Below are 15518 nucleotides of genomic sequence, written 5' to 3'. Positions count from 1 at the left end.
TTTTTGAATGTTGCCACGTTAAAGGCCCAGACCATTCAGGAAGAAAAGCAACCGCTTATTGCCATTTTAAAAGTGCTTTCAAAGCGATTTGACGTAAGCTTTTCTTATGTTGATGAAACCATAGAAGGCAAAGAAGCGCTCATGCCACCTTTAGGTTTTTCTTTGGAAGAAGCTTTGGAATTCCTTAAAATTGAAACCGAACTGGACTTTGAAATTTTGGACAATAGGTTCATCGCCATTAAAACACAAAAAGAAAGCCAATCAAATTTTATAAGGCAAAAACTTAAAGAGGTGGTTGTAACCAATTACCTTACAACAGGTATCACAAAATTAAATGATGGGTCGCTTACCATAAAACCACAAACTTTTGGAATTCTACCGGGTTTGATTGAACCTGATGTTCTGCAAACTATACAAGCTATTCCAGGCGTTTTAAGTGCCGATGAAACGGTTTCGAACATTAATGTTCGCGGTGGTACGCATGACCAAAACCTATTGCTTTGGGACGGCATAAAAATGTACCAATCCGGACACTTTTTCGGGCTCATTTCTGCCTTTAACCCCTACATTACCAGACGCATAAACGTTTATAAAAATGGCACTCGGGCGAAGTACGGTGACGGTATTTCGAGTATTATCGACATGCAATTACCCGATAATATTGACCAAGAATTTGACACCGGAATAGGTTTCAACTTAATTAATGGTGATGGTTTTACTAAAATTCCGCTGACAAATAAAACCGAGCTGCAACTATCTACACGACGTTCCATTACTGATTGGATAAACACGGCAACATACGACCAATATTTTAAGCGCATTTTTCAGGATTCAGACTTTAATGCAGCAAAACAAAGCGACGATTTTATTTCGCAAAACGAATCGTTTTATTTTTATGATATCACGGCCAAATTCCTCTATGATATTTCTAAAAAAGACCATCTTCGCTTTCATTTTTTAAATGTGAACAACAATTTGAACTATGATGAACAATCTACGATAAATGACCAAAGCGAGGCTTTAAATAGCAAATTAGTGCAGAACAATTTAGCTTTAGGACTGACCTATACTAGAGATTGGAACGACAAACTCTCAACCACATCGCAAATTTATGTGTCCAACTACGACTTGGATGCCACAAATTTCGATATTCTAAACAATCAACGCCTCATCCAAGAAAATGAGGTATATGATGGCTCGGCGAAACTGGACATTAACTACACTGCCAATCAAAATTTCACTTTAAATAGCGGTTATCAATTTACCGAGGTTGGCATTAGTAATCTAGAAGACGTTAACAACCCCAACTTTAGAAGCTATGTAAAGGAAGTTTTAAGAACACACGCCATTTATGCAGAAAGTCAATTTTTATCAGATAATGCAAAAACACGGCTAAACTTGGGTGGCCGTTTAAACTACATCAGCAAATTCAATATGATTTTGGCCGAACCCAGATTGAGTTTTAGTCAACGTTTTTTAAGCAATTTTAGATTTGAAGTTTTGGGTGAATTTAAAAGTCAGACTACATCGCAAATTATAGATTTGCAAAATGACTTTTTGGGTATTGAGAAACGTAGATGGGTGCTCTCAAACAACAATACCGAGGTTATTCTTAATGGCAACCAAACTATTTACCCCATTCCAGTGATAAAGAGCAAACAACTTTCAACGGGGATTCATTTCAACAAAAACAAATTATTGGTTAGTGCCGAAACCTACATTAAAAAAGTTGACGGCATAACCACCCGAAGTCAGGGTTTCCAAAACCAATTTCAGTTTGTAAACGCCATTGGCAGATACGAAATTAAAGGTGTTGATGTGCTTCTGAACAATCAATTTAGTGATATTATTAGTAGCTGGATTTCCTACTCCTATAGCACGAACAATTACAAATTTGATAATTTGAACAATGGTGAAGCCTTCCCCAACAACGTTGATATTACACACGCCATAACCTTTGCTGGAACATACACCAATAACAACATCAAACTTGCCATGGGGCTAAACTGGCACTCCGGAAAACCAAATACAGATCCCAGTATTGATGATGACCCAAATGATGACGTTATTACCTATGCCAGCCCAAATAGCACCAATTTAGATGATTACTTGCGTGCAGACTGTTCGGCCACTTATAGCTTTAATCTTTCCGATACTGCCCATGCCACTATTGGTACATCCGTTTGGAATGTGCTCAATAAAAGGAACATCATCAACACCTACTACACACTTGATAACGAAAATATGGTGAATAAGGTTGAAAATGAGTCCTTGGGTATTACACCTAATGTTTGTTTTAGGGTGAGGTTTTAGTTTTTGCTGTTGACTTTGTGAGAAAAAAACGAACTTCCCAAACCCTACATCCGTTCGGGCACTTTAATACCCAAAAGCCCAAAACAGTTTTTAATGGTGTTCGCTACAGTTTTTGAAAGCTGTACCCTAAATATTTTTTCTGTTTCGGAATCTGCTCCTAAAATAGACACATTTTGGTAGAAAGAATTGAATTCCTTAACCAAATCATAGACATAATTAGCAATTAATGCGGGACTATGGTTTTCGGCCGCATTTTGAACCACTTCTGGGAACAATTGTATTTGTTTTACAAGTTCTTTTTCTTTTGGGTGTAATTCAATAGACCCTTCAACTGCGCGATGGGCGACAGCTATATTTAATTCAGATTTTCTTAAAATAGATTGTATCCGCGCGTAGGTATATTGTATAAAAGGCCCTGTGTTTCCTTGAAAATCAATGGATTCTTTTGGGTCGAACAAAATGCGCTTTTTAGGATCTACTTTTAAGATGTAATATTTTAACGCACCCAAACCTATGATTTTGTAAAGTTCCTGTTTTTCCTCTTCAGAATAGCCATCCAATTTCCCTAATTCTTCTGAAATTTCTTCTGCCGTTTTGGCCATGTCTTCAATTAAATCGTCGGCATCAACCACCGTTCCTTCACGGCTTTTCATTTTTCCACTGGGTAAATCCACCATACCATAACTTAAATGATATAAGTTTTTAGCCCAATCAAAACCTAGTTTCTTCAAAATTAAAAACAACACCTGAAAATGGTAATCCTGTTCGTTACCAACGGTGTAAACCATACCGCCAACATCTGGAAAATCCTTTACTCGTTGTATAGCCGTACCAATATCTTGAGTCATATAAACTGCTGTACCATCGGCACGTTGCACTATTTTTTCATCAAGACCATCCTCAGTTAAATCACACCAAACCGAACCATCTTCTCTTTTGTAAAACACACCTGTTTTTAAACCTTCGGCAACAAATTCCTTTCCCAACAAATAGGTATTACTTTCGTAGTACAACGTATCAAAATCAACACCTAAATTTTTGTAAGTTTCATTAAAGCCATCATACACCCAACCATTCATTTTTCCCCAAAGGGCAACTGTTTCTTTATCGCCAGCTTCCCATTTGCGAAGCATGTCTTGGGCTTCCAATAAAATTGGAGCATTTTTTTTAGCTTCTTCCTCAGAACGTCCTACAGATTGCAAACTTTGGATTTCCTTTTTATATTCTTGGTCGAACTTTATATAATAATTCCCAACCAATTTATCACCTTTTAAACCAGTACTTTCAGGTGTTTCACCATTCCCGTAAAGTTTCCAAGCTAACATACTTTTACAAATATGGATGCCACGGTCATTTATGATTTGGGTTTTATATACTTTTTTACCTGAAGCCTTTAAAATTTCGGCAACGCTATAGCCCAACAAATTGTTGCGAATATGCCCTAAATGCAAAGGTTTGTTGGTATTTGGTGAAGAATACTCCACCATTATGGCCTTTTCATTGGCACTTGGCTGAACAAATCCAAATGTTTTATTATCCTTAATGCCATTGAAAAAATTGAGGTAATATGAATCGCTTATCTCAATGTTTAAAAACCCTTTTACCACATTAAATGCCTTAACATCCTGGGCATTTTCTACCAAATAGTTACCAATGGTTTCGCCAATCTGAACTGGGTTTCCTTTTATAAAACGCAGCATGGGAAAAACAACAACTGTAATATCACCTGCAAATTCTTTTCTGGTAGCCTGAAATTCCACAGATTCCAATATAACATTGAAACTTGATTTTACAGCTTGTTTCACAAAATCTGATAAGGTTTCTTGAAGGCCCATTCTACTCGTTTTATTAAGTGTGCAAAGATAGAATTTTTAGATCAAGTTTTTAATGGATTTCTTGTCGATATTTTTTAGAAGTTTATCACAATAAAACCATTTAATTGGGTTAGAATTGTACCATTTAAATCATCCTTTTTTTAACTGATTTAAGAATAAAGACTTTCTGGGTTTGAAAATTTAAAAATTTTTTAAATGACACATTTTCAATTAGTTACAAACCAACAAGAAACGACAAAAGAAAAAGTGTGCATTTCGTCGGCAAATGCTGCATTTTTTCCTGATTTTTGATTTTCATCTATTCGTCGATTTTTGTCTTTTTTTGTTGTCGTTTCAACTAATTTATTGGTATTAAAACGCAGAAATTAGATTATAAAATCACTTTTTTCAACTTTTGTATGGTAATGCTATTAGTCCAATCTAGGTTGGATAAAATTAACTAATAAAAATTATAGCATAATAAAGCTTTCTTATTTTCCCTCAAATTTAAGATACCTTGAAAGCATGGCTTTGTTACCGCTGTGATTTAACTTATTATATGAGGAGAATAATTACTTTCTTGATGGTACTATATTTATCTCTTGGTTTCGCACAAACCAATGATATAGACAGTTTGGCTATTAAGCTAGCTTTTCAAAATCAAGACTCCTTAAAAGTAGATACTTCCCTAAACCTTATAAAATCGTTATATAACATAAATGATTACGACCGTGCCTTGAAGTACGTTATTGAAAGTGAAAAATTATCTCATACCCTAAATTACATGGAAGGCATTGCAGAAATTACCTATTACAAATCACTTATTTATGCCCATAAAGGAGATTACATAAATGCGATTAGTGGGTACAATAAATCTAAAGACCTTTTCAGTAAATTACAAGATACGCTGGGTGTTGCAAAAGTAAACAACAGCATTGGGTTGATTGAAATAGAACGTGGCAACTATACTAAAGGTTTACAGTTTTCTCTTTTGGCCATAAATGAATTGGAAAAAAGAGACCTTAACAAAGAGCTTAATCTGGCGTATAGTAACTTGGCAAAAGCTTACTACAACATCAATGCTTTCGACAAAGCCACTGAGTTCTACCTTAAAGCATTAGAAAAGCAAATACTTTTAAAAGACACCAAGGGTATAAACGAATCTAACTTAAAATTAGCCGAACTGTATTCGAATAGAAAAGAACACCGAAAAGCCATTGATTATTATCAAAAAGTTTTAAATGGCAATGCGGCTACAAATGATTCGGTACTAGGACTAGTTTTACCAAAATTAGGTGGCGAGTACTTGAAGTTCAACGATTATGGCAATGCCACCAAATACCTCATACAAGGCTACAATGTTAACAGAAAAACCAACGATAAATTAGGTATGCTGTTAACATTAAACAATTTAGGCGATTTGAACATTAGGCAAGACCGCTTAGGTACTGCTGAAAAGCAACTCATGGAAGCAGGAGAAATAGCCAAAAATCTAAATAATAAAAACGAATTGTTAAAGCATTATAAATTGCTTAAAACACTTGATTCTACAAGAAGACAATTTGACCAAGCTTTTATTTGGCAGCGGGAATACTATGAGCTAAGTAACGAATTGAAGAGTGAAAAGACTAATTTTAATAACAACATTGCAGAACTAGAAGGCTTTAATTTTGGCTCAATTGCGACAGAACCTGACGCAGTTGGTACAACAAACAACAATCAACAAGAGTTAGCCGAAACATCAAAATCTGATGGAAGGTTAGGCAAATATAAATTAATATTCTATGGACTATTGGCGGCATTAGCCATTGTTTCAACCTTTTTAATCTTAATATACTTAAAGCGTAACAGCAATATTAAGTACATGCAAGAACTTGAAGAGAAGAATATTAAAATTGAACTGCAGAACGAAGCCTTTTTAGAACAAACCAAACACCTTGAAAACGTAAATAACGTAAAAGATAAGCTCTTCTCCATTGTATCACACGATTTAAAAGATTCACTATCCTCAATAAATGGCTTTATAGATTTACTAAGGGATGGCTCCATATCAAGAGAGGAATTTGACAATTTGATTCCTGAATTGAGTGAAAATGCAAATAACGCCTCTCTTCTTCTTTTCAATTTATTAAATTGGTCTAAGTCGCAAATGCAATCCTTAGAGCCCAAACCAAGTTTGTTTGACATTCAAGAAGTATTTGAGGATAAGGTAAAACTTATTGAGCCCCGAATGGAAAATAAGGGCATCAATCTGGTAGATCATTCTTTACGCGATTTTGCCTATGCTGACAGAAGTATGTTTGAAATCGTTATTCAAAATCTATTGGCCAATGCCTTAAAATTCTGTAAACGAGGCGATACCATTACCATTTCAAACCATATAAGCAATGGCAGCTGCATTGTAAGTGTTGCCGATACTGGAGTTGGTATTTCTAAGCAAAATATGGAAAAGCTGTTCAAAAACAGCTCGTTCACCACTATGGGTACCGATAACGAAAAAGGCACAGGCTTAGGTTTATCCATTTGTAAGGAGCTTATTGAACTCAATAATGGCAGAATTTGGGTGGAAAGCACCCAAGGGGTAGGAAGTACTTTTTACGTACAGTTACCAAAATCAAGGCCTTCAGAATAGAATATATTAGCTTTTTGGCAAAAAAACTTCGGCCATCATACATCGGGCACTCCCTCCTCCGCAAGCTTCAATCGTATCCAAAGAACTAGAAAGTATTTTATTATGCTTTTCTAAGTTTTGTATTTGGGTTTTGGTCAAACTATCGAAAGCCGCTTGGCTCATAACCAAATAACGTTCATTATTAGAACCCTTTACTTGAAGCATATTACCGGCAAATTGTTTCACCTGATCTTCTGTAATATCTATAATTTCCTTATCACTTTCCTTTAAGTGTTTAATCACATTTTTGCGTTCCTTTTTACCATCAATGGAAGACAAACAAATAACTGCAAAAGTTTCCGCCACGCACATCATTACATTGGTATGGTAAATAGGTTTTCGCTTTCCATTTATCGTTTGATATGCAGTAAATATGACCGGCATATATTCAAAATCTTCACAAAACTCAATAAACAAATCCTCATCTGCCCTTGGTGAAAGCGCACAATAAGCTATACTGTTCACCCGGTCTAAAACAACGCTTCCAGTTCCCTCTAAAAAAACATGCTCGTCTTCAGCGCTTGTATAGTCAATAATGTTTCTTATTTGAAAACCTTTTTCCTCAAGGATGTCCAAAATATCCTCTCGACGTTCCAACCGCCTATTTTCCGCAAACATGGGGTAAAGCCCAACATCACCATTTTCATGAAACGATACCCAGTTATTTGGAAAAATGGCATCGGGCGTATCAGTCTCAACCTTATCTTTCACCACAATTACATCTACCTCAACACCACGAAGTTTTTCCACATAGGCATCAAACTCATTTTGGGCCCTAACATTAACGGTTTCAGGCAATATGCCGTCCAACACCTTTTGGTAATAATTATTTACGGCAGTTTGTTCGTTCATCCTAAAATTTTCTGGACGCACCATTAAAATGGTATTTGTGGTTTGTTGCATAAATTGTTAATTATAATACAAAAATAAAGCTATTTACAGTGATAAATTCAATGTAGTTAATTCTTTTTAATCATATAAAAACTTGACTTTATAAGAATATTTAGCGAAATTAGTAGAATAACCCTTTAATAAAATGAAAAACCAAAAAATAATTACCGTATTTGGTGCCACTGGTGCCCAGGGAGGAGGACTTGTTAGAGCCATATTGAACGATAAAGATGGTGAATTCAAAGTGAGAGCCGTGACTCGAAATGCCCAATCGGATAAAGCCAAAGCATTGGAGGAACTTGGGGCAGAAATAATAACTGCTGACATTGATGATGTTATAAGTATTAAGAATGCCCTAAAGGATGCATACGGAGCCTATTTTGTAACATTTTTTTGGGAACATTTTTCTGCTGAAAAAGAATACCAAGAGGTAAAGAATTTTGTTGCTGCAGCAAAAGACTCCAACTTGCAACATATGATTTGGTCAACTTTAGAAGATACCAGAAATTGGGTTCCGTTGGATGATAACCGTATGCCTACATTGCAAGGAAAATACAAAGTGCCTCATTTTGACGAAAAAGGCAATGCCGAAAAACTATTTAAGGAAGCCGGTTTACCAACTACATTTTTAAGAACTTCATTTTACTGGGATAATTTTATACACTTTGGCATGGGACCCCAAAAAGCCGGAGATGGCAATTACTACATTACTTTTCCTATGGATGACAAAAAATTGCCCGGTATGGCTGCCGAAGATATAGGAAAATGCGCTTACGGTATTTTTAAAAATGGTCCGAAAGAAGCTGGTAAAACCATAGGCATTGCTGGGGAAAAATTGAGTGGCCAAGAAATGGCTGATAAATTTTCAAAAGTTTTAGGCGTTCAGGTAATGTACAACAATGTTGAACCAGAAGTATACCGTAATTTTGGATTTCCAGGCGCTGATGACTTAGGGAATATGTTTCAGTTTAAAAGGGATTTTAATGATGATTTCTGTAACATACGCAGTATTGAAAAATCATTATCCTTAAATCCGGAACTTCAGGATTTTGATAAATGGCTTTCTTTGAATAAATCAAAACTCGCTTTGAATTAATTCGGTGCTTATTACTTTAAAACTTTAATCCCTAACCAAAGGCATAGTTGTGCAGCGCAACAAGCCTTCTTGTTTTCCAATTTCTGCATAAGGCACTTCTTCAACCGTAAAGCCTTGTTGGCGCAACCACGTGTTCAATCGCTTAAAGTTTCGTTCAGAAATAACAACATCTTCTGAAATAGAAAAGATGTTGCTATACATCTCATACATTTCATCTTTGGTGATTTCAAAAATATTCTCTTTGCCAAAGAAATTAACCAACCAATCATATTCGCGTTCTACCAAAAATCCATTTTTGTGGATGATTGCCTTCCCTTTTCCAATCGGTTGAAAACAACAATCTAAATGCAGCGCATTTTCTTTAGGATTGGTATTGGATTTTCGCAGTTCAAAAGATTTCACCATCTTATTAGGAAACAACTCCTGAATGGCTATTACGGCATCCAAATTAGTACGAGCCGTAATATAATTTGAGTAATCTTCTCCTGAATAAGTGCCGATAAAAATGTAATCATCCCAAGGTATAACATCGCCGCCCTCAACATGGCATTCTTCAGGAAGCAGGATTCTGTTTTTTCTGTCTATTTGGTTCCAAACATATCTAATGGCCTCAACCTCCTTTTCACGATCGGGCAAAATATTGGCACGAATAATTTTATCCTCTATTACAAAAGCAATGTCCCGCGAAAAAATTTGATTACAATCCTTAATGACTTTTGGCCTAAACACCTCTACCCCATATTTTTTAAAAACAGCAGCAACTGCATCCATTTCCTTTATCATATCCGCCTCTTTTGGATATGTACCAGCTAAAACGTGCTCGATACTTTTAGGATCGTAACAGTCTTCTACTTTTGGAATTGGACCATTGCTTTCGGCAGTTCCCAAAATAACCGTTCGCAATCGTGACGTTTCGTTTTTTACATTCAGTTGTAACATGTTGTAAATATAAAAAAGCTCCGCAAGTTTTACTTACAGAGCTTTTCATTTTTATTCAGTTAAGATTTTACCTTTCTTCTATTGGCACAAACTTTCTTTCGGTTGCGCCAATGTAAATTTGTCTTGGTCTTCCAATTGGCTCTTTACGCAAGCGCATTTCTCGCCATTGCGCTATCCAGCCAGGTAAACGGCCTAAAGCGAACATTACTGTAAACATATCTGTTGGAATGCCCATTGCTCGGTAGATGATTCCAGAGTAAAAATCTACATTAGGGTATAGTTTTCTATCAACAAAATATTGATCTTCCAACGCCTCTTTTTCAAGACCTTTGGCAATACCCAAAATAGGATCTTCAACTCCTAAATCGCCCAATACCTCATCTGCTGCCTTTTTAATGATTCTAGCCCGAGGATCGAAATTTTTATAAACACGGTGCCCGAAGCCCATTAATCGAAAAGCATCATTCTTATCCTTTGCTTTGGCCATATACTTTTTGGTATCTCCGTCATCGGCTTTTATGGCTTCAAGCATTTCCAAAACCGCTTGGTTGGCTCCACCATGAAGTGGCCCCCAAAGTGCAGAAATACCTGCAGATATGGAAGCAAATAACCCCACATGTGACGATCCTGCTATACGAACGGTAGAGGTTGAACAGTTTTGTTCGTGATCGGCGTGAAGAATTAAAAGCTTATCCAATGCATTAACTAAAATACTGCTTTGCTCATATTCCCCATTTGGTTTTTTAAACATCATTTTTAAGATGTTCTCTACATAACCAATTTTGTCATCACCGTAATTTAATGGCAATCCTGTTTTTTTTCTGAATGTCCAAGCTACTAAAACCGGGAATTTACCCAATAACCTTACAACAGATTTATACATATCCTCTTCAGACTCTACGTTTACTGAAGAAGGATTAAATGCAGTTAATGCACTGGTTAAAGACGAAATAACGCCCATGGGATGAGCCGCTTTTGGGAACGCATCAACAATTTTCTTAACATCTTCATCTACTACAGCCTCGGCTTTAATATCGCTATAGAACTTATCGCTTTGTGCCTTAGTTGGCAATTCACCAAAAATCAAAAGATATGCTACTTCCAGAAAATCCGCTTTTTCGGCCAATTCTTCAATGGAATATCCTCGATATCTTAAAATACCTCTTTCTCCATCTAAAAATGTAATGGCACTTTCACATGAACCCGTGTTTTTGTAACCAGGATCTAATGTGATTACACCGCCTGAATCACTTCTAAGTTTGGTAATATCAATTGCAACTTCATTTTCTGTACCCTTTACTAAAGGAAATTCGTGTTTTTTACCGTCAATTTCGATAGTAGCTGTATTATTTGCCATTATTTTTTAGTCGTTTAATTTGATTTAAGAAGAACGCTAAATTACGAAATATCCCCCTATTTTTTAAGGAATATTTCGATTGATTTAATCGATTACCATATTATTAAATTTCACATTAAAAAAAAAGCGATTATTAAAAAATAACCGCCTTTTGTATAAATTTTCAAAGGAATTACTTAACCTTAAAAGCTTTTTCCTTTGGGAAATATGCCACATCTCCCAATTCTTCTTCAATTCTAAGTAATTGGTTGTATTTTGCCATACGGTCACTACGTGAAGCAGAACCTGTTTTTATTTGTCCACAATTTAATGCTACGGCCAAATCAGCAATAGTATTATCTTCTGTTTCTCCAGAACGGTGAGACATTACCGAAGTATATCCAGCGTTTTTAGCCATATTTACTGCAGCAATGGTTTCAGTTAAAGAACCTATTTGGTTTACTTTAACAAGAATAGAGTTAGCAATACCTTTTTCAATACCTTTTGATAAACGCTCAACGTTAGTTACGAACAAATCATCTCCAACCAATTGTACTGTATCCCCTATTTTTTCAGTTAATAATTTCCAACCATCCCAGTCATTTTCATCCATACCATCTTCTATTGAAATAATAGGGTATTTAGCAACCAATTCTGCCAAGTAATCCGCTTGTTCAGCTGAAGTTCTTACTTTTCCTTTATCACCTTCAAACTCAGTATAATCGTATTTACCATTTTTGTAGAATTCTGCTGAAGCACAATCCAAGGCAATCATTACGTCATCACCGAATGTATAACCAGCTTTTTCTACGGCTAATTTTATGGAATCCAATGCATCTTCTGTTCCTCCTGCTAAATTTGGCGCAAAACCACCTTCATCACCTACAGCCGTACTTAAACCTCTATCGTGCAATACTTTTTTAAGGTTATGGAAAATTTCAGTTCCCATTTGCATAGCGTGTGTAAAGTTTTTAGCTTTTACAGGCATTATCATGAATTCTTGAAATGCAATCGGGGCATCACTATGAGAACCACCATTTATGATGTTCATCATTGGTACAGGAAGCGTGTTAGCTGAAACACCTCCTACATAACGATATAAAGGCATGTTTAATTCATTAGCTGCCGCCTTGGCCACCGCTAAAGACACTCCTAAAATAGCATTAGCACCCAATTTTGATTTATTTGGCGTACCATCTAAATCAATCATTATCTTATCTATTAGGTTTTGTTCAAATACTGAAACACCCAATAATTCTTCAGCAATTACGGTATTTACATTATCAACTGCTTTAAGAACGCCTTTCCCCATATAAGTTTTTCCACCGTCGCGTAATTCAACAGCTTCATGCTCTCCTGTTGACGCTCCAGACGGTACTGCAGCCCTACCTAAAATATTGTTTTCTGTTACTACATCTACTTCAACTGTAGGGTTCCCTCTTGAATCTAAAATTTGTCTTGCGTGAACGTTTATAATTGCACTCATAATTAGTTAGTTTTTATACTTTTTGTTAATTCAAATTTACGGTTAAATCTTGTTTTATTTTAGATGTTTTTTAAGAATTTAACCAAATTACATCTATAACGTTTTAGTAAACATTAGACTTAAATGCAGATGTCTACACTTGAGTTTTTGCGGCCTTTTTACTCTTTTTTATGTTCTCAATAAATTGATCGAATAAATAAGATGAATCATGCGGCCCCGGGCTGGCTTCTGGGTGATATTGCACCGAAAACACATTTTTGTTTTTCATGGCCAAACCAGCAACCGTGTTGTCGTTTAAGTGTACATGCGTCACTTCTAAATCTGGATTGGATTCGGCGGACTCAAGATCTACCGCAAATCCATGATTTTGTGAAGTTATTTCACCTTTCCCGGTTTTTAAATTCTTTACAGGGTGATTAATTCCCCTGTGCCCATTATACATCTTGTAAGTACTGGCGCCATTGGCCAATGCAATGACTTGATGCCCCAAACAGATCCCGAATAAAGGCAAATCTCTTTTTATAATTTCCTTTGCTAAGTCCTGCGCATCAACCAAAGGTTCAGGATCTCCAGGTCCATTGGATAAAAAATAACCATCAGGATTAAAAGCTTCCAAATCTTCAAATTTAGCGTTATATGGAAACACTTTTATATATGCATCTCTTTTAGCAATGTTCCTAAGAATATTCTTTTTTATTCCAATGTCCAAAGCAGCAACTTTGTAGGTTGCATTTTCATCACCAAAATAATAAGGTTCTTTAGTTGAAACTTTTGATGCCAGCTCTAAACCTTCCATATTTGGTACTTCGGATAATTGTTTTTTTAACCCTTCAACATTATCAACTTCGGTAGATATTACGGCATTCATAGCACCATGATCTCTAATATAACTTACCAAGGCTCTGGTATCAACATCTGATATTGCTAAAAGATTGTTTTTATCTAGAAAATTTTCCAATGAATCATCTGCAGCCGCTCTTGAGTAGTCATAGCTAAAATTTTTAACCACGAGACCAGCAATTTTAACTGAATCTGATTCTACTTCATCTGCATTTGTTCCATAATTACCAATATGTGCATTGGTGGCCACCATTATCTGACCGAAATAAGATGGGTCAGTGAAAATTTCTTGATAGCCTGTCATTCCCGTATTAAAACATACCTCTCCAAATGAAGTTCCTTGCTTGTTACCTACTGCTTTACCGTAAAAAATTGTTCCATCAGCTAGTAAAATGATGGCTTTTTGTCTTTTTTGATATTTCATAAATTCGAAAAGTTTTACAAAATTGCATAAAAAAAAGGATAAACTAAAATAGTTTATCCTTTATATTTAAATGCTTATTAACATTTATTCTTCTTCGTTTGATGCTTGAGTTTCAACTGGAGCAGCAGCCGGTTTAGAACCACCTCTTCTACTTCTTCTAGTTGTTTTCTTCTTAGCTTTTCCTGCATTGTAAATTTCGTTGTAATCTACAAGCTCTATCATGGCCATATCAGCGTTATCACCCAAACGATTGCCTAGTTTGATGATTCTGGTGTAACCACCTGGTCTGTCACCAACTTTTGTAGCAACTTCTCTAAACAATTCGGTTACTGCATCTTTTTGTCTTAGTCTTGACATTACAATACGTCTGTTATGCGTCGTATCCTCTTTAGACTTTGTAATCATTGGCTCTACAAATAACTTTAAAGCTTTTGCTTTAGCTAATGTTGTGTTGATACGTTTGTGCTCAATTAATGAACATGCCATATTAGCCAACATTGACTTTCTATGCGCTGTTTTTCTACCTAAATGGTTTACTTTTTTTCCGTGTCTCATGACCTTTGTTTTAAACTTCTATCTTGCTACTGCACTCTTTATGAGGAGCAAATTATAGAAGAGTTAGAAATAATTAATCTTTATCTAATTTATATTTGCTTAAATCCATTCCGAAATTTAAACCTTTAACATTTACAAGCTCCTCAAGCTCTGTTAAAGACTTTTTACCAAAGTTTCTGAATTTCATTAAATCATTTTTATTAAAGGATACTAAGTCGCCCAAAGTATCAACTTCTGCAGCTTTCAAACAGTTAAGTGCACGTACTGATAAATCCATATCGATTAACTTAGTTTTAAGCAACTGACGCATATGAAGTGATTCTTCATCATAAGTTTCAGTTTGTGCAATTTCATCAGCTTCTAATGTTATACGCTCATCTGAGAATAACATGAAGTGGTGAATTAATGTTTTAGCGGCTTCAGTTAAAGCGTCTTGAGGTGTAATGGAACCGTCTGTGATGATTTCAAAAACTAATTTTTCGTAATCAGTTTTTTGTTCAACACGATAGTTTTCGATACTGTACTTAACGTTTTTTATTGGGGTGTAAATTGAATCTGTAAAGATCGTACCTATTGGGGCAGAAGCTTTTTTGTTCTCTTCTGCTGGCACATAACCTCTACCTTTTTCAATTGTAATTTCCATGTTAAGGCTTACTTTTGGATCTAAGTTACAGATAACTAATTCTGTATTCAATACTTGAAATCCTGAAATAAACTTTTGGAAATCTCCAGCTGTAATACGTTCTTGACCAGAAATTGAAATTGAAATTGATTCGTTATCAATATCTTCAATCTGTCTTTTAAAACGAATTTGTTTTAAGTTTAAGATGATTTCAGTTACATCCTCTACTACTCCAGCAATTGCTGAAAATTCATGATCAACACCTTCAATTCTAACCGATGTAATAGCGAATCCTTCTAAAGATGATAATAAAACTCTTCTTAATGCATTACCTACTGTTAGTCCGTAACCAGGTTCTAAAGGTCTGAATTCGAATTTACCTTCGAAATCAGTAGAATCAATCATGATTACTTTGTCAGGCTTTTGAAAATTAAATACTGCCATAATTTTTTTCTTCGTTTTAATTGTTACTTAGTTGCGCGGTTTATAAGTTTGAAGAAGCACGAATAAACCCTTTGGCTAAATACCAAT

Annotated in this window: 11 protein-coding genes; 3 read left to right on the top strand and 8 right to left on the bottom strand. The window is 35.5% G+C overall.

Annotated elements, in window-relative coordinates; all coding sequences use genetic code 11:
* Positions 1 to 3: 3 nt before the first annotated feature.
* Positions 4 to 2313 (top strand): TonB-dependent receptor plug domain-containing protein, encoded by a 2310-nt coding sequence (locus ACB104_RS08780; RefSeq protein ID WP_370477975.1) that lies wholly within the window; start codon positions 4 to 6, stop codon positions 2311 to 2313.
* A gap of 44 nt (positions 2314 to 2357) precedes the next feature.
* On the opposite strand, the gene argS is transcribed toward ACB104_RS08780, so the two are convergent.
* Complete coding sequence (argS, locus tag ACB104_RS08775; protein ID WP_370477973.1) at positions 2358 to 4148, bottom strand: arginine--tRNA ligase; 1791 nt, start codon at positions 4146 to 4148, stop codon at positions 2358 to 2360.
* Between the two features lie 538 nt (positions 4149 to 4686).
* Between argS and ACB104_RS08770 the strand changes: the two genes are divergently transcribed.
* Positions 4687 to 6759: a tetratricopeptide repeat-containing sensor histidine kinase gene (locus ACB104_RS08770; protein WP_370477972.1), complete on the top strand. Its 2073-nt coding sequence runs from the start codon at positions 4687 to 4689 to the stop codon at positions 6757 to 6759.
* A gap of 6 nt (positions 6760 to 6765) precedes the next feature.
* On the opposite strand, the gene ctlX is transcribed toward ACB104_RS08770, so the two are convergent.
* Positions 6766 to 7701: a citrulline utilization hydrolase CtlX gene (ctlX, locus tag ACB104_RS08765; protein ID WP_370477970.1), complete on the bottom strand. Its 936-nt coding sequence runs from the start codon at positions 7699 to 7701 to the stop codon at positions 6766 to 6768.
* 133 nt (positions 7702 to 7834) lie between these two features.
* On the opposite strand from ctlX, the gene ACB104_RS08760 reads away from it, so the two are divergent.
* Entirely contained in the window at positions 7835 to 8785 is a 951-nt protein-coding gene (locus ACB104_RS08760) for an NmrA/HSCARG family protein (RefSeq protein ID WP_370477968.1), read from the top strand.
* 24 nt (positions 8786 to 8809) lie between these two features.
* Here ACB104_RS08760 and ACB104_RS08755 read toward each other — a convergent pair whose 3' ends face one another.
* From ACB104_RS08755 to ACB104_RS08730, 6 genes are all read right to left on the bottom strand, one after another.
* Positions 8810 to 9724: a dimethylarginine dimethylaminohydrolase family protein gene (locus ACB104_RS08755; RefSeq protein ID WP_370477967.1), complete on the bottom strand. Its 915-nt coding sequence runs from the start codon at positions 9722 to 9724 to the stop codon at positions 8810 to 8812.
* 67 nt (positions 9725 to 9791) lie between these two features.
* Positions 9792 to 11081, bottom strand: coding sequence for a citrate synthase (locus ACB104_RS08750; RefSeq protein WP_370477965.1), 1290 nt, complete (start codon positions 11079 to 11081; stop codon positions 9792 to 9794).
* Positions 11082 to 11253: 172 nt separating this feature from the next.
* Positions 11254 to 12546: a phosphopyruvate hydratase gene (gene eno / locus ACB104_RS08745; protein ID WP_370477963.1), complete on the bottom strand. Its 1293-nt coding sequence runs from the start codon at positions 12544 to 12546 to the stop codon at positions 11254 to 11256.
* A 133-nt stretch (positions 12547 to 12679) separates the two neighbouring features.
* On the bottom strand, positions 12680 to 13810 hold the full coding sequence (gene carA / locus ACB104_RS08740) for a glutamine-hydrolyzing carbamoyl-phosphate synthase small subunit (protein ID WP_370477962.1): 1131 nt from the start codon (positions 13808 to 13810) through the stop codon (positions 12680 to 12682).
* Between the two features lie 84 nt (positions 13811 to 13894).
* Entirely contained in the window at positions 13895 to 14365 is a 471-nt protein-coding gene (gene rplQ / locus ACB104_RS08735; RefSeq protein WP_370477960.1) for a 50S ribosomal protein L17, read from the bottom strand.
* 73 nt (positions 14366 to 14438) lie between these two features.
* Entirely contained in the window at positions 14439 to 15431 is a 993-nt protein-coding gene (locus tag ACB104_RS08730) for a DNA-directed RNA polymerase subunit alpha (protein ID WP_370477958.1), read from the bottom strand.
* Positions 15432 to 15518: the final 87 nt, after the last annotated feature.

The sequence above is a fragment of the Tamlana flava genome (assembly GCF_041287255.1).
Lineage (GTDB): Bacteria > Bacteroidota > Bacteroidia > Flavobacteriales > Flavobacteriaceae > Tamlana > Tamlana flava.
Note: the sequence above shows the minus strand (reverse complement) of the source record. Positions and strands in the feature narration are given on the sequence as shown.